This is a genomic window from Fibrisoma montanum (assembly GCF_003583365.1).
In the GTDB taxonomy this organism is placed as follows: Bacteria; Bacteroidota; Bacteroidia; order Cytophagales; family Spirosomataceae; genus Fibrisoma; species Fibrisoma montanum.
On the sequence record NZ_QXED01000006.1, the window covers coordinates 201,729 to 221,487 of the forward strand.

Sequence of the window (19,759 nt, forward strand, 5' to 3'; positions counted from 1 at the left end):
TATGCCCCTCAAGCCTTGGCTCCACTTAGTAAATTAGTTTTATAGAGAAAGTAGCGCTTCTACTTTTATGGAAGCAACTCTATTTCTTCTGTAGATCGATGCACTACCATTCACTCGACAATCTGAGAACGAGCATGATGCTGATGGGACTAGTGCTCCACGCAGCCGGCCCGTACATGAACACTGCCTACTTCCCGGATGATCCCAAAGCGAATCATGAAGTTTTTGACACCCTATTCCTCTTCATTCATACGTTCAGAATGCCCGCTTTTTTCATCATGTCCGGCTTTTTTTCTGCGCTGCTGGTTGAGCGTCGGGGCGTGAGTTTGTTTATCAAAAATCGAGCACACCGAATTCTACTCCCTTTTCTTGTTGGCTATTTTACGGTTAATATTCTAATTCAGGCAGCATACGTTTACTGCTTTTCAAATCACACCATCGCACCCGTCATCGAATGGTTTTCAACCGGTACGTTTCTGCTGCCCGTTATAACGCCTACTGTTCACCTGTGGTTTTTGTACTTCCTGCTTATATATTACCTAGGCGTGTACGTAGCTGTACGACTAAACGGCTCTAAGCCCTCGCTTCCCGGTCAGGCCATCAGCCGCTGGCTGGTATCCAGTTGGGCGATTCCGGCCTGGATTGCCTTTAGTGCGCTGTTTTTGTGGTTCATGCCGGGTGCTACTTTTTACACGCCTAGTGACCTGACCCCTAGCCCTATCATTCTGGCGGGTCTATTTACGTATTTCGTTTTTGGGTGGCTGTTATTCCAACAAGCCCACCGGTTAGCCTTACTGAAGCGACCGGCTTGGTGGCTGCTGCTGGGGGGACTGGTCGTGTTCGTATTCTACGCGAGGCTGATGTGGCAGATCAACGCCAACACAGCCCTTCCGACAACCTACCGCGTTGATCTTTCTATCCTCTCGGCGTCCAGTACATGGTTAATTTCATTCGGTCTGATTGGCCTCTTCGAGCGCTACCTCAACCAACCCTCCGCTGTTTCACGTTACCTGGCCCAATCATCGTATTGGGTCTACATCATTCACCTGCTGATCTGCGTCTACATTCAGGTCTGGCTAATACCCATCGAGTGGTCGGCCTTTGAAAAATATGCCCTCGTGCTGGTCATAACCGTTGTTCTTTCCCTTGTCAGCTACGATTTGCTGGTCCGTGACACGGTTTTGGGGCAGGTTCTAAACGGGCGTCGTGCAACCCCGATTTGGCGTATGCTGTTCCAACAACGGCGTAGCTCGGTAGAAGGTGTGTAGTCACATTGCAGAAAGAGGGCATCTTTACACTCCAATTCGTAAATCAATACAGGCTACTCCTGCACTACTTAAACTCCTTGATACTGGTTGAAACTCTTTGCCGGTGAGCTAGTCCGTAGGACGAATCGTTTGTAGCGAGGCAACTGTAATCTAGAACCCAATGAAAACTGAATCGTGTCGAGATCATCCAACGACTTAAGTAATACTTCAAACTCTGGCATGCCCGTACGGTACATTTGGAAGGCCCCCTTCAGCGCTTCTGTGTACTGGTCCTGGGTGATCCAAAGAGTTTGCATAAGCGTCTTCGATTTAACCTCATAATGGATTGGGCGCAGCAACAAGATTAAATTTGATGCGTTCAACCTTGTTTCTATGAACCATTTTATACATTCGGCTCCATTGCCTATAATTATTCAGTTCTTTCGGAACGCACTTTGTAATTAATAATTCATATACGCTCAATACAATCATTGTTGTTGATTGAACAAGTTCTGGAGCTTGATCAGGCATGCGCAGTTGGTTGAATGCACCATACCCTTCTTCTGCTTTTACTATTACGCCACGATGCAAATTTGTACTGTGCACCTCCTCTGACCATGGCTTATAACAGTAATCGTAAAAATCCCGCCTATTTAGATAGTTAGCCAATCTAAACGTACTTTTTGGCCCATTATATAAAGCATGCCATTTAAGATCATTTATATCTTTTGTATTGTCTTTAGTGTATATATTGTATTCTTCTTTAGCTTCACGATAGAGTGGACTATTGATCAAACGTTTTATATTTTCTAGCTCTGCACTTGTGTCTGGCAGGTCCTCATCTCTTATGTATTTTGCGTGCTTTTTTAGGTCCTCCATCTGGATTCTATATTCTTCCGTTCCTGGAGTGTGCTTCATTAAAAAATTATAGGATTTGTAATAACCAACTAAGAAATAAGCTGCGGCCCTTTGGGCTATATTTTCCGGCTTCTCTAATAGATACTCCAAGCTAAGGAATGCTTCAAGAATCACCCTGAGCTGAACTTTAGACGGAACAATTGCACTGGCTTTTATTTGTATAGCCATTGAATCTAAATGCTCCAGTATGTGCCTAAACAGAAGCGCGTGAGCAATATTTAGCTCTGTGCTTTCAGGCAAGATCTTTTTGTTTTCTTTTAGTATCCAATGAAGTATATGCGTACCGTAACACACCATTTCATGTATTGCATCGTGATAGGTATCTAATGCAGATTGAATACTAGGTTCTGTTGGCGGCAGCATTTCAAGCTTTGGGACCGTTTTCATTTTGCTGGTTAAGCTTTTCAGTTTTTATATCGAATGTGCTTTTATCAATCTTCATTCTATAACTAGAATAGTGTTTATAACCATGTTCATCAAGTAAATTCTGGAATGATAAGATTTCTTCATCCGTTACTTTACAGCCGTAATAAATCTCTTTAATGCATCCTTTGTCAAAATCAAACAAGCATTGACCATCGGTCCCGAAAAGGATGGCTCTGACCTCCTCTTCGTAAGACCAGATATGTGATTTGGTGAAAATCCAATGCCTCAGTATTTCTTCTTCGTATTCATAATAGTTTTTCGCTATTATTCTTTCTGAATAAGCCACTTCCCCAATCATCATAGTTGTCAAATGCCTTCTTTGAAAAGGATATATTTCAAACCCAATGCAAATTCCCTTGTGAGCGTCAGCATAATGACTCCACATCAGTGTTTTACTTGGGCTTTTGCTAAAGCAACAAACTCCAGTTTGTTCTTTAAGAGAGGAAAAACCTTGTCTTCGAAAATCAGCGAATTGGTCACCAATCTCATTAGCCCTTCTGGTTAATTTCCGTCTTTCCTTTCTACCTCTAGATTTAAATTTATTATTTACCCAATTTTTTGCTTGTGTTCCGTGTGCTTTGAAATCAATCAAGTCTTCCATCATATCAAAAGGATCATTAAATCTATCCGGGTTACTAAAGTTTAGCTTATGCCCTTTTATTATCAATTCGGCCGTATTTAGCTTTGTATAATGGTAGATTACTTTTGGTGGCAGGTCAAATTTTTCAAGTGTAGTATTAGGAACGTCGGCAAAAAAGCTCCCCGAAAAATTTTCTACTTTTCTATCGTAATAGGGAATCAAGATTGGGATAGGAGGAATATTATACATTGATCTATTAAGAAGATGATTTTATAATTATCCGATTACAATCCCCCGATGCTTTAAATACGTATACAGCGTAGGTTTTGAAATTCCGATCTGCTTGGCAATTTCCTGCACGGTGAATTTTCCTTCCTTATAGAGGCTCTCGGCAATCCGGCTTTTGTTCTCTGCTTCCTGTGAAAGCCCTTTTTTTCGGCCGAGGGTCTGACCGCGCCGGCGGGCTGATGCCAGACCGGCATTCGTACGCTCCCGGATTACCTCCCGCTCAAACTCGGCCAGGCTGGCGAAGATCCGGAACACCAATCGCCCCTGGGCAGTAGTGGTGTCGATGGGATCGTTCAGACTGATCAGGCCAACGCCCTGCTTCTCCAGGTCGGATACCAGTTGTACCAGGTGCGCCAGTGACCGACCGAGTCGATCCAGTTTCCAGATCACAACCGTATCGCCCTGCCGAACGTGCTCCAATAATTTCATGAGCTCCGGCCGGTCAGCTTTGGCACCACTGGCTTTCTCTTCGTAGATGCGATCGCAACCGGCTCCTTTCAAGGCGTCGAGTTGGAGGGATAACTTCTGATCCTGGGTTGATACCCGGGCGTAGCCGATTTTCATCCTCAAAGCGTTAAAGAAATGCACTTCAAGATACAAAAAATTTAACTAATTAATTTAACCAGTTTATTTAACGCTTTGACTGCTATGTTTGGCTTGTCTGATCGTAGCGGTTAGCCGTAAAAAGAAACGACCGTTTTTTTGAACCATCAGTGGCACAAAAAAAGAAGACCGGCACCAGGCCAGTCTTCTTTCCGATTCTATCCACACCATTTCAGGCTCCAGTGAGAAACCTGATTGATTGTGGCAATTTAACACCTAAACGAATATGCAAACATCCATCAACGAGATGCCCGACTGGATTGCCGCCACGACCTGGGAGATGAATATGACTGAAGAGCTGGGCGGGCGCTGGCAGATTAAAAAGTACAAACACGAGATCGGCTATAAACCTGGCGAGGACAAGCCACCTAATACGCGGGAGGTGCTGATGGCTATTGCTGAAAACACCATGTTTCTGTATGCCGATGTGAATGAGTTATGGCACGCGGTCGGCCGGGACTTCGTGATCCTCGAAACGATCGTCGATATCGCAGCCAGGGAGTTCATGCCGCTAGAGGTTGCGGCCGTCAAGTGGTCCCGCTGGTGGACGGACTATAAATAACAGCATCCCGACATAGGGCTCTGGCTCAAACAATAATGACTGGACACACATGATCCAGTCATTAGCTATTCCATCTATTATTCTATGGTCAGCTTAAGCTTATCCCCCTTCTTGTTTACGCGCTGAATGAGTCTCTGCTCTTTCAATTTCTGAGCAAGCCAGTAGTTAGCAGGATTGTAGTCCCAAGTTTTTTGTTGGTAAGAGAATGTGCTTGCATACATGGGTCCTAAGGTTTCTAAGAAAGCTTTGTAGTTAAACGACGTCAATCGTAGATGATACATTTGTAGTATCTTGACTCTGGTCACTGAGCGAATACTTTCCTTGTTGATCAGGTGGCTAAGAAGCGTTGCAGACACCGTAGGTACCGGATTGTCGGTAATAAAGGTTATTAGCCAGTCCAAAGAACCAGTATAGGCTATCAATTCAGTAGGCTCTATGAAATTAATTAGTAAAACTTTTCGCGACATGGAGAGTGAGCTAGAGACGACCATATATTCTACTAGTCGAATTGATATTGAAAATTTCTCGTCTGACTTTTCAAGTTCGTCGATATTTTTTTCCAAGAAAGACACGCTAATTGCCCGATCAATATTAAATACTGCATCGAGCGATAAGGACCTAAAATAAAGCGCGCCCGTATCACATAGTGCGGCCAATTTATCTCTCGAAACACTTGCCAAGCTAATTTCATATTCAAAGTACACATTTGGAATAAGGCTACAGATTGTTCGGTAGGCCGAATCACTAATAGCATTACAGTTCATTAGTTGCGAAAACAACTGATCATACAGTTGTTTTTGCTCATCTTCAATTTCTTCTATGTTACCCAACATAGCAGCGTTCTCATCCTTCGACAAAAAGGAAATCAACTCTGAACTAAGGGTTAAGTCGTTGGTATCAAAGACTATTGCCACATTCGCCCAGGTTGCAGCCACTTTCCCTTGCGCAAGGAGATCGGGATACAGGTCTATAGTTTTCAGTTCAGACAGCTTAGAGAAGGTCGTCGTACTTTTTGTCAGTATCTGTTGTTTGATAGGCAAACGCAACGAGTCATCATTGAGCAGCGTCAGTAACGTAGTTTCGAGTTCGTGCCTATTTTCCGGTAGGGTGAGAAATACCTCAGTGACGTATGCTTCCCTATTGGCATTAATATACGCAATCATTGATGTCAGACCGGTATCCAGCAGGGCACTAAAGTTACGCTGTGCAAAAGCTACGGGGTCGTACTTACCTTTCTTCTTAACCAGCAGCGCAATCATGAAATCATTAATTTCATAATGACTCCCTGTGTAGATAAACTCAATCAAATCATCCGGACAAAGCGTTTCGTACAGAGTTATAAATTGAAGATCAAAGTCCGTAATTAAGCTTTTTAGATTGCCTTTTGCCGAAATTTTATACAGAAGCTCAGGCTTATCGACTAAATATTGACCAATGCTTGTCGCGGCATTCAGATTGATAATTTGTTTCGTGGGAACGTGTTCTACCAGTAGGATGTAAAATGCTTCTTTGTCAGCTGCGGATACCTGTAAGCTGGTTTCGATGAAACGCCAGCAATTTGGCCACTGCTGAACCAAGGCAGGCAGTAGATACCGGGGTTGAAGTGGCTTTTGAAGCAACGCGAGCAGGAACTGTATTGATGCTTCGGATTCCGTGGCGAACGTAGCAAACAAATAATTAAGCTGGGAAGTGTACCGGCCTTTACCCAGCATATAGTCAAGCAGCGATAGATTGTAGCAAGCAGGGTGCGAAAAATCAGTAAGGCTTAGTTTGGAAAGTATCTTCTCTAAATTGGTTAGGGGCAAATCAAACGCTTTGGGCCTGCGAGTTTTGACCGCTAACAGAAAATCGTAGTCGTTTCGACTCAGGGAACCTTCGTAGAAGATCGAAACATAATCAAGGTAGCTTTCGTCGATATAGCCAGTTCTGAGCATAAGGCTTAGAAACATCGACTGTCGACTCTCGTCAGTAAAAAGTTCGTTGGTAGTGTTAGTTAGCAATTCTTTAAAAGTTGCTTCCTGGCAGGATCGCTTTTGGGTTTCGAGTGCCTGTATGTCGATTGAAAGATTTTTGGCTGCTTTGTTATTTTTAGCGTTGATAGTAGCCAATCGTTGTTGAAAGGACTGGGTAGGATCGACTTCCTTTTCGATGACTTCAAACTTTTTAGGCAGATTGCGATTATAGCCATTGTAGTTATATTGAAGTTCATTCTCAACGAGCAAATTGAATTTTTCCTCTACTACCTGCTGAATTGAATAAGTATAATACTTGTGCTGGAATTCTTGGAACCCCCCAATCGATTCAATGACTTTTAGTAAGTACACTGATTTCAATTCATGCTCATCTTTTAAGGCAACTCTCTCCAATATCCTTAATTCTTCTTCCTTCTCTTTGATTTCGGATTCTATCGTAGAAATTGTTGATTTAATCAGTGTTTGTTTTTTTTGAAAATGACCATATAAAACACCTTGGCCTTGACTGAGCGCCACAAAATCGCTCGGATAGCAATTTTTGTAGACTAAAAGGGCCAGCAGTTTATTTTTATCCAGTGAGGGGTGAAGGGAAGCGTTATACAGGTAAAATTCATTGGTGACGTTGTACAATAGCCGCATGTCATCAATGAAAAGTGCGATATCGTCGATTAATGGCTGATACCACCCGTAATTATTGGCGTTAGAAATCGATAATAGTTTCTCACTAGAATTAGAATAGTTGATGACAGGAATGATCGGAATGATAAAATCAAAGAATTTTGCCCGGTCTTTGTCGTTAAACATGTCATCACGTACTGCATACAGAAAGACAATTTTCCGGCCTATTGTCTTTGAATCATTCAGGATCGTGTTAATCTCACGAAGTTTGGTGAAAATTTCCGGCTGGTTAAAACGGTCAAGGTCTTCAATGACAACTACGTTGTATACGGTCTTTTTAAAAAAGTAAATGATTTCATCCAGGTGCTGATTCAGGATTGATGGGGTAGCTAAGGCATCTATTTCCAACTCAGCCTCAAACACATTGATTTTATTTAGTCTAATCCGAGCAAGTAACCGGATACCTTTGTAGACTGCCCACGCAATACCAGCCAAAAAGATAAGCATCGGAACATAGGCAGGAACCTCTAGGTAGGTCAGCCAGGTATACGATGGCATGTTTTTTATTTGCTTGGCAAAGCTGTCCGGGAAGCCTATTGCGTAAAAGGACAAAAGCCAGCCACAGATAGCCAAGGCAGAGAAAACGCGTGTTGACCGCGAGTAATGTTTGATTTTTTTAAAACGAGAATCCGGTATGCTGGCATCATCTTCCCGGTAGAATAGCTGCTGAAGAATGCTAGCTTCGATTCGATTTAGATCTACAAGTGAAGCGTGTTCAGTTGTTAAAGTCTTCGCTGGCTGCTGGTCATCTCGGAATGTAGCTAAGGAAATGTTCAAAAACTCGTAACCAAACCCACCGTAATCGAGCTCAAATGTGCGGATGACGCTACTTTTTCCCGAACCGTAGGGACCTGTCAGGGCCACATTATGGATACGTTTATCATGCGGCTGGCTGAGTGCCCATTGGATTGCCTCACCATATTTTTTGTTCTCAACGGAATTAATTGGCGTTAGCGGGGCAAATGGAGGTGGAGAAACTGAGGTTGATGGAATCGATTCTATACGACGAATTAACTGTTTCAGTAAAGTAAGTACGCGTTGTCGTAGCTGTAGTTTCATTTAGAGAGATTGATTGTAAGTTAATACAGGCCCGGAGGGTAGGCCGGGCCTGTGCCTATGTAATTACGCAACTGTTATCTGCATGAGCCGTTCGCCTAACTGACGAATAGCCGCTTCGATCTTCTTGGCTTGCTGCTTGGACGGATTTTTAACCCCTGACGCATATTGACGCATAAGCGCCTGATTGATCCCTGCCAGCTTGGCAATGGAGTTAATTTTGATAGCGTCAAAGACCTCGAACAACACCGCCACATCGTATTCAAAATTGAACGTTACCTGCTCTGCAGTGACGCCCTGCCATTCGGCCATGTCCTTGCCTTCGTGCTTCAGAAAATCGGCCAACAGCATCCTCATGTTGTTAGTGATTTCCTCTTCGTTGGCTCCTACAGTCGCGTAGAAGAAACCGGGCGCTTCCATAGTTGCACCTAATTCAGTGTCATCAGCGCCTTTTTCGATGACAATGACGATGTGCTTTTCCATTCGGGTAATGTTTAGAGTGTTGAACATATAAGGCGTTGACTCGTAACTGATCATTCGGCGGAAGCCCTGAAGGGGCCGGGACTATTTCAGCCCGGCCTGCTTCAGAAGTTTGTTAACTAACCCCGGTTTCAGGTCCTGCTTTCCGTGATCGGGGACTGACAGGTTATGTTGAAAGTTGGGGTTCTTGAAGATCCGGTGGCTTCCGGCTTGTCTGACCTCTACCCACCCGGCGGCTTCCAGCCTTTTGATCAGTTCACGTGCTGTCATATCGTCCTCTTTTTTTCATGTTCTAAAGGTAGCTTTTTTGCTACTTTCAGGCAAGTAATTTGGTAGCCTTTTTGCTACTAATTTCAATAAAAAGCCCGCCGACAGAGTCAGCGGGCTTTCCGGAGGCAGATAGTTATAAATTACACTTATTTGGCCGGCGTCAGGTACCCTACTCGCAGGAGCTCCTCGACAAAGCTTTTTTCATCCGAGTACGTGAGTACCTCGCCGTTCCATTCCTTGAGCCGCTCGGCAAAGCCGGTCATGTAGGCGGGGCGATCCTGATCGGCCGAGAAGCGGCCCCCGGCCTTCATCGCGTCTATGATTTCGGTAGGCGAGGAGCCTTCGATCTCCTCGCCTAATGCGGTTTTGTATGTCATGCGGCTAACTCGCTGATGCGGTTGTTTAAGTAGGTGATAACTCCGTCCTGCTGAAACGACCGCAGGCTCTCGAAGGTAGCGTTTTCTACCCGTTGGTTGCGGCTGTATTCAACCAGGTTATGTAAAAATAAGACCCAGTTCGAGATCTTCTCAAACTCGATCGTACCGCTGTGCTGGCGGAATTCAATCGTCTTGTGGCGCAGGTAAGCCTGCAGGTTTACCTTGTAATACCGGGTGTGCATTACCCCGCAGAGGGCGTTCATCGTGCTGGCCGATTCGATTCGGCTGAGCTGACTTGCAAAACTCAGGCAGTAGCCGTTGTTGCCGGCCCGGCGGCTGATCGGCATAAAGCTATCAATTACCCGCTCAAACCGGCTGTAGTTGATCAGCAGGTTTTTCGTGTGTGAGAGGCCGATGTGTTCGGCGTCGAAATGTACGTGCAGGCCGCAGGAGCGGTTGATGTAGGCGTTTTTTTGCTTCAGCACCCGGCAGACCGTCTGGAGTTGGTTCAACCCGTCCTGGCCTTCCAAAATCGGGCTGACCAGTTCGAAGGTGTTGTTGCCGTTCAAACTACCGTCGGTTACGATTTTCCAGTGGGCGCGGGTGGTGTGGTTGTAGCCTTCTACCGCTACGTCGATGCCTGCCTCGCGCAGGGCGCTGGCCAGCGTGTGCTTTTCTACGTTGTACGCTTCAATCTCGATACCAAAGCGCCGGTTGAAGGCTACGAATGCAAAGCCCTGGGGGGCCTGATTCTGGCGGCTCCGCACCTGCTCGGGCCAGTATTTAGCAAAGACGTTCTGAACAAATCCGTAGTTGCCTCCGGTCAGGTCGGTTACCTGCCGCCGGGTGAGGCCCAGGGCTAATAATTGCCGGATTTTTTCGGTCTTGGTTAGGTTCGGGTTGGTTAAAATCGCTTGCGTATTCATCTGACTATCTGCGTGTTATTGTTGAAACAAAGCACGCACTTCAGTGCCCGACATGCAAGTGACACTACGCAGATTCCACGCACAGTCCATGCATCCACTGGACGTGTCCAATGCCCAAAAAAATCTTCGATTTTCTTAAAAAAAAGTCGCCTAAATGCTTGTTAAGTCAGTTAACAATACTACCTTTGTTAAGTCACTTAACAATCACAAGACGACATGAATGAAGGGTTTATTAAACGAATTAAGGCCGCCATTGCCGCCACCAAAAAAGAGTTAGCCGATAAAAAGGCTGGTCAGCCCGACAGCGAATTGACCGAAGAACAGGAAAACGAGCTGTTGGAACAACTAGGGAAGCTGATCTCGCTTCTCCAACAATTTGAAGAATAAGGGAACGGGGCCAACAGGCCCCCAACCCTTCTCTTATATAACACTTACAATCACTCTCTGACTTGAGCCATGGAAATTCAATTAAACAAAACCGAACAACTCCTGACCGACAACCGGGCGTTGATCAACGAAGCCCGCTCGTTTCTGGAAGCGAACGGCAAACGCTACGACTTATCCGAATGGGTAACGTTGAAGGAGTACGCTAAACGGCACAACCTCGAAACGATTAGCGTCGTCTCCAACTGGATCAATCGCGGTCGCATTCCGGCCGAGGATATAATTGAGGTAGAAGAACTGAACGGCCTGAAACTCATCCGGGATAAGGTCTATCAGTAACCTTCGACACTCGAAACGTCTTGTCTAATTAAAAAAGCCTGGCTGATCTTCGGCCAGGCTTTTTACTGTATTGGGGGTATCTGAAGATCTAATTTATTCGTAGTTGTCCTTATAGATCTTCTCCAGCTTTTCATCGCCAGGAAAAAGAAGAAGCAGAAAGGCAACGAAACAGCCTTTACAATAACGAATAAGTGATTTCATTTTTTCTTTTTGGCGATTTGCTTGGGTGTAGGCACCGCTTTCGGAGTCGCAGTAAACGGAGTGGCGAATAACATCCCAGCCCCTTTGGTAAAAGCCCTGCCGAAATCAGCCATTGGGTACCAGTCGTCCGTCACCATATCCGATTCGTTTGTACTAACCTTGTTGATGCGCAGCACGCCAATCCGTTGCTGTTGCAAAAGCCGGGCGGTCGGCGCATCGATGCGGGCGGAAGCCAGGAGCGGGCCCTGCCGCGTATGATAGCCTTTCACCAAAAGAAGATCCACAATTTTATCTTCGTCGGCTGACTTACGGCCGTATAATTTTAGCTGCAGCAAGGCATCTTCGGGAACATCATAGCCCCGGTCAGGATGAATCCGAGCGTAGAACAAGGTTGTATCAACAGCTGTAATTTTCAAAAACAAATAGTGGTTTTGATTCAAGGACTTGACCGGCGTTGACGAAAGGGCCGACATCACCAGCGAAAAATCAGATTCGCCGACCGTCATCATTCGGCTACGCTCACCGGTAAAAGGGTCTTTGTGGGTGTACACTCGAGGTTGGAGCAAACAACCGATCAATGATGTGGAAATAAGCAGTAGAACTATAAGTTGTTTCATACAGGATTTGGTTAAGCCCGAAACTAACCAAATCCTGTATGTATACATATACGTTACCAATCGGTAACATCGAAAATTAACTAATAGGTTAATTTCTAAAGCTTAGTCGCAGCCTGGTCACAGCTTGGTCGTGGTACGAATTTGCTGGATTCGGTTTGCCTCCTGCTCAAACAACCGGTAATTCTGTACAATCGGCCGTTCGGCATACTCACGCATCACCTCGCGGGTTTGCTGCAACTCCCGAACGATAGCCAGGCCCATTTCGGCACTGAAACCAACCGACTCCGCCCTGTTTTGGGCCAGGCTGCCGCCCGTCAGGCCCGTGCCCACCACCTGATTTAACGCCGAGAAATTACCCGTCTGCTGGGCCACGTCCATCATCCTGGCCAGGTCAGCTACCACCGGGTTCTGGAGGGCCTTGTTGCTAATAATGAACTCCCGGCCGGCTTCCCCGGCGAGGTACCGCCGTTTGCCCATCGAAAACATCGTGGGTTCGTCCACAAAGCCCGACGGCCCGTCACCCAAACCCGTAAATCCGCCAGCTGCGAAGGCCGGTGTTGACGGACTCAGGGCCAGTACCTTTGCCGTTTGAATCGCGGCCATCCCTACGGCTCCGGCAATCTGGAAGCCTTTCATAATTTTGGCCGCGATGCCTACCCCCGGAAATATACCTTCGAAGGCTGACAACGCGCCGGCACCGGCATTAATGGCCGAAATTTGCTTTTGCAGGTTCATAGCGATTTCGGCAATGGCGTAGGCCCGCTGGGCTAAAAAAGCCGCTTTCTGCAGAACGGTTGATTCTTTGAGGAATTTTTTATGGCCTGCCAGCGTCTCCGTCCAGTTGTTGACCATCACCCCGTAGAGGTCAGTGACAAACTGCTTTTGCTGATCATGATTTTCTTTATCCCGTTTCTTTTTGTCTTTAGCTTTCTCATCGGCATCCTCAATTTCGGCTTTCTTGATGGCCATCCGGGCCTTAGCCTGTTGCCGCTCGTTGTCGGTTAGGGCCTGGTCCAGATCCATCATTTGCTCATTATAGGTTTTGGTCGCCTTTGTGATCAGCTCTTTGTTATCAAAGAACATGGCACCGAACGATTGGTACCAGCCTTCATAAAGGGTCTGCTTCGCCCGTAAAAACGTCTGTTCTTCAATGATTTCTTGCTTCTTTGCCTCTTCTTTGGTCAGATTACCGGCCTCCAGCTCGTCCGTTATAGCCTGCAAACGAATTTTCTTTTCCGACTCCAGATCCTCAATGGCCAGCTTAAGAAGTTGCTCAGACTCCAGCGCCTGCATTTCCTGCTCTTTCTGAAAATACTTCTTGCGGACGCCGGCCAGGTCGGCCTCAAGCAGTTCCTCAATCGAGCGTTTACGTTTCCACTTAAGATTGGCGGAGGCAGCCGACTGGTCCACTTCCTGTTTGGCCACATCCGCTTTGAAGCGAAGCATAGCCAGCTCCCGCTCTTTCTCGTCGGCAATGGCCCGAATCTGGTCTTCCCGGATGGCGTTCTGAGTGTCTTGATTAGCTTTTTTTCGTTTGAGTTTTTCTTCATTGCTCAATCCTCCACCCCCACCTCCAGTTGCTGTAGCCGTTTTACTACCGCCAAGCTGCTCTTTTAGCCCGTTAATAGTATTCAGGGCATTCTGGGCGGTGGCAATCTGCTCGCTGAACTGCTCGTCGATCACCCGGGTATTCTCTCCCATCTGCTGAGCCAGTATAGCCGAGAAACTGGCCGAATTCCCACCGGCCTTGAGCATGGCCATCATCTTATCCCACAGCGTAGGATTCTGAATCATCTGGGTTTTGAGCAGTTCCTTCTCAATGATGAGTCGCTGCAGTTTTAGCCGGGCCATGCGGGCCTCGGCATTAATCTGCATCTCGAGCTTTTCTTTCTGCTCGTCGGTCAACTGATTGTAGTTGGCGAGTTGTCCGTTCAGTTTCTTATACGTCCCCTCCATCTGAGCGGTGGCCGTATTGAACTTCTCCGACAGTTTGGCCCGGTCCCGCTCCAGGCGAATAGCTGCGGCTGTATTATCCGAGTACAACTTGACGGCCGCTACCAGGCCCATGACGGCCGTAACCACCAAACCCACCGGATTCATGCGGAGTACGGCGTTCCAGGCGGAGGTAGCCGCCGTGGCCAGTGTGATGCGGCCCGTGGCTAAGCCCACCGCTACCGACCAGGCTCCCTGCGCGGCCGTCTGAATGACTAGCCAACGATACCCGAGTTCATACGCAGCTTTATTCAGCAGGACGGCCGTTGTGTTCGCTGCAGCTGAAACCGTAGCCCGGATAAAGTTGGCGTTTAGTACAACTAATGCGTAGGCAAGCGAACCAATGGCTACTGAGTTCTCTTTAGTCCACTGCCAGGCGCGGCCCGTGGATAACCCACTTGTCAACAGTTTGAGTAACGTTGTCCCCGCACTAACGACGGCAGAAAACGCTGGTTCTACCTTAGAAAAAAGGGCTACCGCCAATCCGCTTGCGGTAGCGGAAAGTTGCGCTAGTTGGTAATCAAGGGTTGCGTTGTTCTTAGCCGCCTGGCCAAAAGCTTCCTGAGTCCCTGTGACTTTTTTGGTCAGTTCAGTAATTTCCTTCCGGTGCCCAATGATGTGCTGAGCCGCCACCAGGTTTTCTTTGCCGAACAGCTTGGTCATCTCGGCCGTGCTGAGGTTTTTCTTACCCAGGTTCTCCAGGGCCGTTTCCAGTCCCACCACCTTCGGATTCGTTTCGTTAGCGCCTGATCCCAGCGTCAATAGCACGTTCCGCAGCCCGGTACCGGCTTCTCCCCCTTTCAGGGCGATTGTCGACATCGACTGCAGGATGGCGTTGGTCTGCTCAAAGCTGAGGCCCTGTGCCGCAGCTACGGTACCGGAATTTTTCAGGGCCGCCCCCATCTGGTTGATTTCGGCACTCCCCTCTTTGGCGCCAGCCGCGATGACGTTGATGAAGCGATTAGCCTGATCAGCACTCTCGCCAAACTGGTTCAGCGATTCGGCCGTCACCGACGTAGCTTCCGCCAGATCGATTTTACCGGCCTGGCTGAGGGTAATCGCGGCCAGAGTCGTTTCGGCCAGCAACTCCTTCTGGGCCAGCAGTTCGGGCTTCGCCGACCCCATGAGCTTATAGGCCTCCAGCATTTCGGCGGCCGATTTGCCCAGGCCCGGACCCATCTGCTGGGCCTGCTGGTTGAGATACGCCAGATCCGCTCCGGTCAGGCCCGTCACGGCCGACAGTTCCTGGCTGGCGGAGTTGAACTCGCGGTACGCATTCACGACAGCCGGCCCCAGGCTGGCGATCTTCTCCAGCGTTGAGGTGATGATGTTGCCACCCACGATACCCGCCGTCAGGTTGGCAAATGAGAACTGCTGCTTGAAGCGACCCCAGGCCGTGGTCGTTTCATTGACCCGGCCGGCCATCTGGCGCTGGGCCTCCAGCAATTTCTGGTATTCAGCCAGCTTGGCCCGGTAGAGTTCCGGATTGTCTTCCTCGCGGAGTTTTTTGAATTCGATACGCGCCAGTACGACCGCCCGTTCGACTTCCTTCAGGCTGGTTTTGGCCTGTTGGCCATTGATCACGAGGTCGATGACCGCGCGATCCTGTTGGGTTTTTGCCATGGTGATTGCTCTGTTGAGCAATCGGCCGGAAAACGGCCAGGCCTCTGCTTAAAGTGGTAAGGATTACACCCGAACGGTGACCGAATCAGTCAGGACCTGTTCGAGGGCATCCAGGGTAACATTGACGTAGTATTTACTGAGCAATTCGCGCAGGCGGTAGGTTTCGTAGCCTTTGCGCCGGCTATACCAGCGTTTGGGCCTGCGCTGGGTGGGCTCGCCATTGGCACGCACCCTACGGTATTTTGATTCAGCGTAGTCGATGCCGTTGCCTACGCCCATGTCGACAAAGCGGCCGTAGAGCAGAAAGCTGATGCGCAGGCCACTGATGCCCCCGCCTTTTTCTGCATACACCCGGCTCTGCCAGTCGCTCCGCAGGCGCATCGTGCGGCCGTAGCTGTTATTCGACGACTTGGCGTATTTGCCCCTGGCGTCGCGGAACCTGTTGCGGTACTTACGCTGCACGGACCGGTACACCTTATCGTCGAGCTCACCCTGCCAGCGCTGGATGGCGATGTCGTTCCAGGCCAGAATCAACCCTTTCAGGTTTATCTTTTCGTTTATGCTCAGCTCCTGATAACTAACCGGTTTCGCCATGGTTACACGATTACGTTATAGTCGTCCCCGGGATCGAGCTGCACGAACCCTTTGTACTGATCGATAATCCGCTTGGTGGAGTCGTACTCCCGTTTTTCGGTCACAAACGGCGTGGGTAGGACCATCGATGAGCCGTTGCAGACAACCGTCGTCAGGTAATCGAACTGCTGGCCGGCCCGTGGATCGGAGCCGTAGCCAAACGGACCGAGCCGGGCATCGTAGCGATAGTCTTTCCGCTGCCGCAGCGTAACGGCCAACCCCTGGGTAATGTAGGGCTGGGTTTTCTGCGCATTGGCCCAGAACGACAGCGTCACTGTCGTTTCGATATGATAGGCCGGCACGCCTGCCGGCGGGTCGGTAACACTCTTGTGAGTAACCGCCATCGACACCCACACCAGCGGCAAATCAGCCTCGGCCGATAGCTCCAGGCCTGAAGGCAGGGTCAGACACTCCAGACGCACCCGCACGCGCCCCTCACTACCGGGCGACTCGGCCGACAGTTTGGTTACCAGATACGACCGCCGGATCTGGTCCTTTAAGGTCAGACCCACCGGCTCGTGCAGCTTTAGCTGGGCCAGTACGGCCACCGGCAGCAGGAGCGGCTGTGTGATCGGCTGGGCCTGGTCCCGAAAATGGTAGTAATCGCGCAGGCCCGACCGCCACAAGCCTGACCGGCCGCCCAGGCTCGTACTCTGTTTGCCGATCGGTTCCTGCTTGCCATTCCGGATATCGGGTGTTCCCAGGGGATAGGCATTGCCTTTAGTGTCGACACTCATGCCCCGGTAGCTGATCAACTTGAGGCCAATGTTGTTTTTACGTTTACCTTCCTGGTCGAGGTACCGCTCCGAAGCCTGGTACGCCCCGTCGACGGTGTTGCCCGCTTGTTTGACCGTCGGAACAATCCAGTGCCCACCGGCCTGGGCAGCATTCACGATGGGTGAGGCCTCCAGGATGGCCTGCGTCGTACCACAACGCAGCTGCAGCTCGTCCAGCCCTTTGCCGATCACAAACGGGGCAGGCCGTACTACGTTGCCCTTCGCGTCTTTATAGAGCTCATCCTGCTCGTCGATAAAATCAATCACCCGAAAACCCCGGTCGAGTGCCTTATCGACGCTATACCGACCGGTTTGGTAGGCCGTCAGGTCCTGCACGGTACCGGACTGCACGGTTTTTTTAAACTGGACGATGGTGCAAATCCGCGTGTTGGCATTGAACGTTATGGCCAGGCCGTAGCGGCCCTTGATCGCTTTCAGAAAATCAGACACCGACATATCGGGCAGGTGCATGCCGGCCGTGACGGTATGGCCCAGCGGAGCCGTGATGCTCCGCTTCACCTCCATAGCCGTCATGCCCGTCACCGTCAGCATCTGCACCTCGGGGTCACTCAGGAAGTTTCCTTCGATCCGGTAACCGGCCAGGTTCATGATCCGCTCCAGTACCCAGGAGAGGTAAAACTGGGGGCAGATGGGATAGCCGGTTACTGTAGACGAGTCGGTTAAAAACTGGCCATTAAACGCATTGACATACACCTGACGGACAAAGCCGGGTACCTTGCGGGTATTCTCGTACTCGTTGGTGATATCGGCTTCGAAGAAGGAGTCGTTGCGGATGGGAAAAAACACGCAGGGAAAAAGGCCTGGCTTCAGCTGAGCCAGTTCGTACATCCGCTGTCTGAGCGTTTTCAGGGACAGCTGGCCGCCCGGCTGAATGCCATCGCCCAGATGAATCCGGTCCGGCAGGGCCTCCAGCAGGCTGAGGTTACGCAGTTTGTCGTAGGCTTCCGAGGAGTCTATTTTCAGGAATCCGTCGCCCTTATCGTCAACAATCCGGTAGCTGAGCAGGCACCGACGATACAAGACCCCCTCCAGATTGACCGTAACCGGCAACTCCATCTCCGGATGGGTGGAGTCGGGACGAAACTGAAGCTGCAGAAACCGCAGATTGCTTTCGTTTAACGGGAATTTGATCGGGTAGCTGAACTCACCCGGCAATTCGTCATCGGCCGTCCAGGCGCATACCTGCTCGGTCACCAGCGCCTGGCCGGGGACTAGTTCCAGGGTAAGCCCAAGGACGTTGGTGATGGCAATCATAAACTGGTAAAAGTTAGTTATCACCTACTGACACCGGTGTCGGTAGGTGACTAGTGGTTAAAGGGAAGCAAATGGCACCTAACCATTATCGCCGAAACGTATTCGTTGGATAGATATAGGGCTGGTAACCTACGCCACTGGGTGCTTCGGATACGGGTCCAACGTGGCTGTTGGTTACCGAAAAGGGGACCGTTTTAGGTGAACGGTCAATCTGAAAGCGACTAAAGCCATCAAACACACAGTTCACGAAATACGTCGTCTGGGTTTCGTTGTACAGCCGAACCGCATCAACCTGACTATTTTTAATCGTTACATTGATGAACCGGACGTTGGTAGCTGGCACCGTTCCAAACCCAGATGGGTCTTTCCGCTCGTCGATGAAAACGCCCGGCATCTCAGGGAATTTAGCCGCTACGTTACCTTTCCCCGAGTTCTCGATTAAGACGTTCCGAATCTCCAGGTCACCGCCGTGCCCCACGATGATCAGCCCGATGCCTGAACTATTCCGGATCTCATTGTCGTAAAACGCTCCGGAGGAAAGTCCACCGATCTGTACACCGTTGTTCTGGTTGGCGGCAAACGGTGACAGCCCCGAGTTACTGACCCGGTTATCGTGCACCCTGGCCCCTGGTGAGCAGGAGTACTGGATACCCTCGCAGCCCGTCGAGTCGGTGATGTTATACGCAATCTCCAGACTCGAGATGTAGTGCGGGTAGAGGTAATACACCTCCTCTTTGCCCGCTACGCGCCGGGTTCGTCTGACGCCCGAATTCATGAACGAACTCCCGACGTAGAAGCCCTCCCCGCGCACGTTGTGGATGTAGTTGTGGTGCAGATACACCCGACCCATGTCGAAGTTGCCCCGCTGGGTGCGCACGTCGTCGGTGGGATCGGTTTTGGCCATCAGGCCGGCAAAACCAGCGCTGTCGACCTCCACATGATGCACCTCCACGTTTTTAGTAAAGCCAGAGAGTACCAGGGCACTTACATCTTTGTACTGAGCCGCCAGACGAATTCCATATTTTATCGAGTCGACGCCATCGCCGGCGATGACGATTTGATCACAACCCTCAAACGTAAAATTCGCCTGATTGGCAGTGTTGCTGCGGTGGCGAACAACGCCCTGGTAGTTGCGGAATACGACGGGCTTTGCGGCCGTGCCTACCGCGTTAAGGATTTTCAGGAACGTATAATTGCCGCCCTGAATGCCGACGGTATCTCCGGGCAAAACCCCCATTTTGGCCAGGTCATACTGACCAGACTTCGAGATGATCACTTTGGGTACCCAGGGCTTGGGAACTGGCTTTACGATAACTACCGTATCACGGCTCGGAAGCGGAGACACGACGACGGAATCTTTTGGCGTTGGCACCGGCGGCTCAATAACAACCGTGTCCGGTATTGGCGTTGGTACTGGTTTTGCAACTTCAATGAGGATGCGCTGGCCAGGCTGCACCCGGATCGTGTCGATGGTCTGGGCCTGGGTGAGTTGAGCTAGCAGAAGGCAGACAAGCAGGAAAGGTTTCATGAGGGTT

Annotated in this window: 17 protein-coding genes; 4 read left to right on the forward strand and 13 right to left on the reverse strand. The window is 49.3% G+C overall.

Annotated elements, in window-relative coordinates; translation table 11 throughout:
- Positions 1-98 precede the first annotated feature (98 nt).
- Positions 99-1,268, forward strand: a complete 1,170-nt coding sequence (locus tag DYU11_RS20865) for an acyltransferase family protein (protein ID WP_119669664.1) — start codon at positions 99-101, stop codon at positions 1,266-1,268.
- Positions 1,269-1,583: 315 nt separating this feature from the next.
- Here DYU11_RS20865 and DYU11_RS20875 read toward each other — a convergent pair whose 3' ends face one another.
- From DYU11_RS20875 to DYU11_RS20885, 3 genes are read right to left on the reverse strand one after another with little or no spacing between them, the layout of a single operon-like run.
- The gene (locus DYU11_RS20875; RefSeq protein WP_147367986.1) at positions 1,584-2,552 is read right to left on the reverse strand and encodes a DUF5677 domain-containing protein; all 969 of its coding nucleotides are present in this window, start codon (positions 2,550-2,552) and stop codon (positions 1,584-1,586) included.
- Positions 2,530-3,420, reverse strand: coding sequence for a DUF2971 domain-containing protein (locus DYU11_RS20880; protein ID WP_119669667.1), 891 nt, complete (start codon positions 3,418-3,420; stop codon positions 2,530-2,532). The genes DYU11_RS20875 and DYU11_RS20880 overlap by 23 nt, the downstream gene beginning before the upstream one ends.
- A gap of 27 nt (positions 3,421-3,447) precedes the next feature.
- On the reverse strand, positions 3,448-4,023 hold the full coding sequence (locus tag DYU11_RS20885) for a recombinase family protein (protein WP_119669668.1): 576 nt from the start codon (positions 4,021-4,023) through the stop codon (positions 3,448-3,450).
- A gap of 265 nt (positions 4,024-4,288) precedes the next feature.
- Between DYU11_RS20885 and DYU11_RS20890 the strand changes: the two genes are divergently transcribed.
- Entirely contained in the window at positions 4,289-4,624 is a 336-nt protein-coding gene (locus DYU11_RS20890) for a hypothetical protein (RefSeq protein ID WP_119669669.1), read from the forward strand.
- Between the two features lie 77 nt (positions 4,625-4,701).
- Here the strand turns inward: DYU11_RS20890 and DYU11_RS20895 are convergent, their stop codons facing one another.
- From DYU11_RS20895 to DYU11_RS20915, 5 genes are all read right to left on the reverse strand, one after another.
- Positions 4,702-8,334, reverse strand: coding sequence for a YobI family P-loop NTPase (locus tag DYU11_RS20895; RefSeq protein WP_119669670.1), 3,633 nt, complete (start codon positions 8,332-8,334; stop codon positions 4,702-4,704).
- 63 nt (positions 8,335-8,397) lie between these two features.
- Positions 8,398-8,814 carry a hypothetical protein gene (locus DYU11_RS20900; RefSeq protein WP_147367987.1) on the reverse strand — a complete coding sequence of 139 codons (417 nt, stop codon included), beginning with the start codon at positions 8,812-8,814 and terminating at the stop codon, positions 8,398-8,400.
- Between the two features lie 81 nt (positions 8,815-8,895).
- A complete protein-coding gene (locus DYU11_RS20905; RefSeq protein WP_119669672.1) occupies positions 8,896-9,081 on the reverse strand; it encodes a type II toxin-antitoxin system HicA family toxin in 186 nt (61 codons plus the stop codon).
- A 146-nt stretch (positions 9,082-9,227) separates the two neighbouring features.
- Positions 9,228-9,458, reverse strand: coding sequence for a hypothetical protein (locus DYU11_RS20910; RefSeq protein WP_119669673.1), 231 nt, complete (start codon positions 9,456-9,458; stop codon positions 9,228-9,230).
- Positions 9,455-10,384, reverse strand: coding sequence for an amidoligase family protein (locus DYU11_RS20915; RefSeq protein WP_119669674.1), 930 nt, complete (start codon positions 10,382-10,384; stop codon positions 9,455-9,457). Before DYU11_RS20915 ends, DYU11_RS20910 begins: the two co-directional genes overlap by 4 nt.
- A 216-nt stretch (positions 10,385-10,600) precedes the next feature.
- On the opposite strand from DYU11_RS20915, the gene DYU11_RS33305 reads away from it, so the two are divergent.
- Entirely contained in the window at positions 10,601-10,771 is a 171-nt protein-coding gene (locus DYU11_RS33305; RefSeq protein WP_158600331.1) for a hypothetical protein, read from the forward strand.
- A gap of 69 nt (positions 10,772-10,840) precedes the next feature.
- Positions 10,841-11,107: a hypothetical protein gene (locus tag DYU11_RS20920; protein WP_119669675.1), complete on the forward strand. Its 267-nt coding sequence runs from the start codon at positions 10,841-10,843 to the stop codon at positions 11,105-11,107.
- Positions 11,108-11,304: 197 nt separating this feature from the next.
- On the opposite strand, the gene DYU11_RS20925 is transcribed toward DYU11_RS20920, so the two are convergent.
- The 5 genes from DYU11_RS20925 to DYU11_RS20945 all read right to left on the reverse strand — a co-directional run bounded on the left by DYU11_RS20925 (position 11,305) and on the right by DYU11_RS20945 (position 19,752).
- Positions 11,305-11,925 (reverse strand): hypothetical protein, encoded by a 621-nt coding sequence (locus tag DYU11_RS20925; RefSeq protein ID WP_147367988.1) that lies wholly within the window; start codon positions 11,923-11,925, stop codon positions 11,305-11,307.
- Between the two features lie 117 nt (positions 11,926-12,042).
- On the reverse strand, positions 12,043-15,540 hold the full coding sequence (locus DYU11_RS20930) for a phage tail tape measure protein (RefSeq protein WP_119669677.1): 3,498 nt from the start codon (positions 15,538-15,540) through the stop codon (positions 12,043-12,045).
- Between the two features lie 63 nt (positions 15,541-15,603).
- Positions 15,604-16,134 (reverse strand): hypothetical protein, encoded by a 531-nt coding sequence (locus DYU11_RS20935; RefSeq protein ID WP_119669678.1) that lies wholly within the window; start codon positions 16,132-16,134, stop codon positions 15,604-15,606.
- A 2-nt stretch (positions 16,135-16,136) separates the two neighbouring features.
- On the reverse strand, positions 16,137-18,224 hold the full coding sequence (locus DYU11_RS20940) for a hypothetical protein (protein ID WP_119669679.1): 2,088 nt from the start codon (positions 18,222-18,224) through the stop codon (positions 16,137-16,139).
- Positions 18,225-18,309: 85 nt separating this feature from the next.
- Positions 18,310-19,752, reverse strand: coding sequence for a right-handed parallel beta-helix repeat-containing protein (locus DYU11_RS20945; protein WP_119669680.1), 1,443 nt, complete (start codon positions 19,750-19,752; stop codon positions 18,310-18,312).
- Between the last annotated feature and the right edge of the window lie 7 nt (positions 19,753-19,759).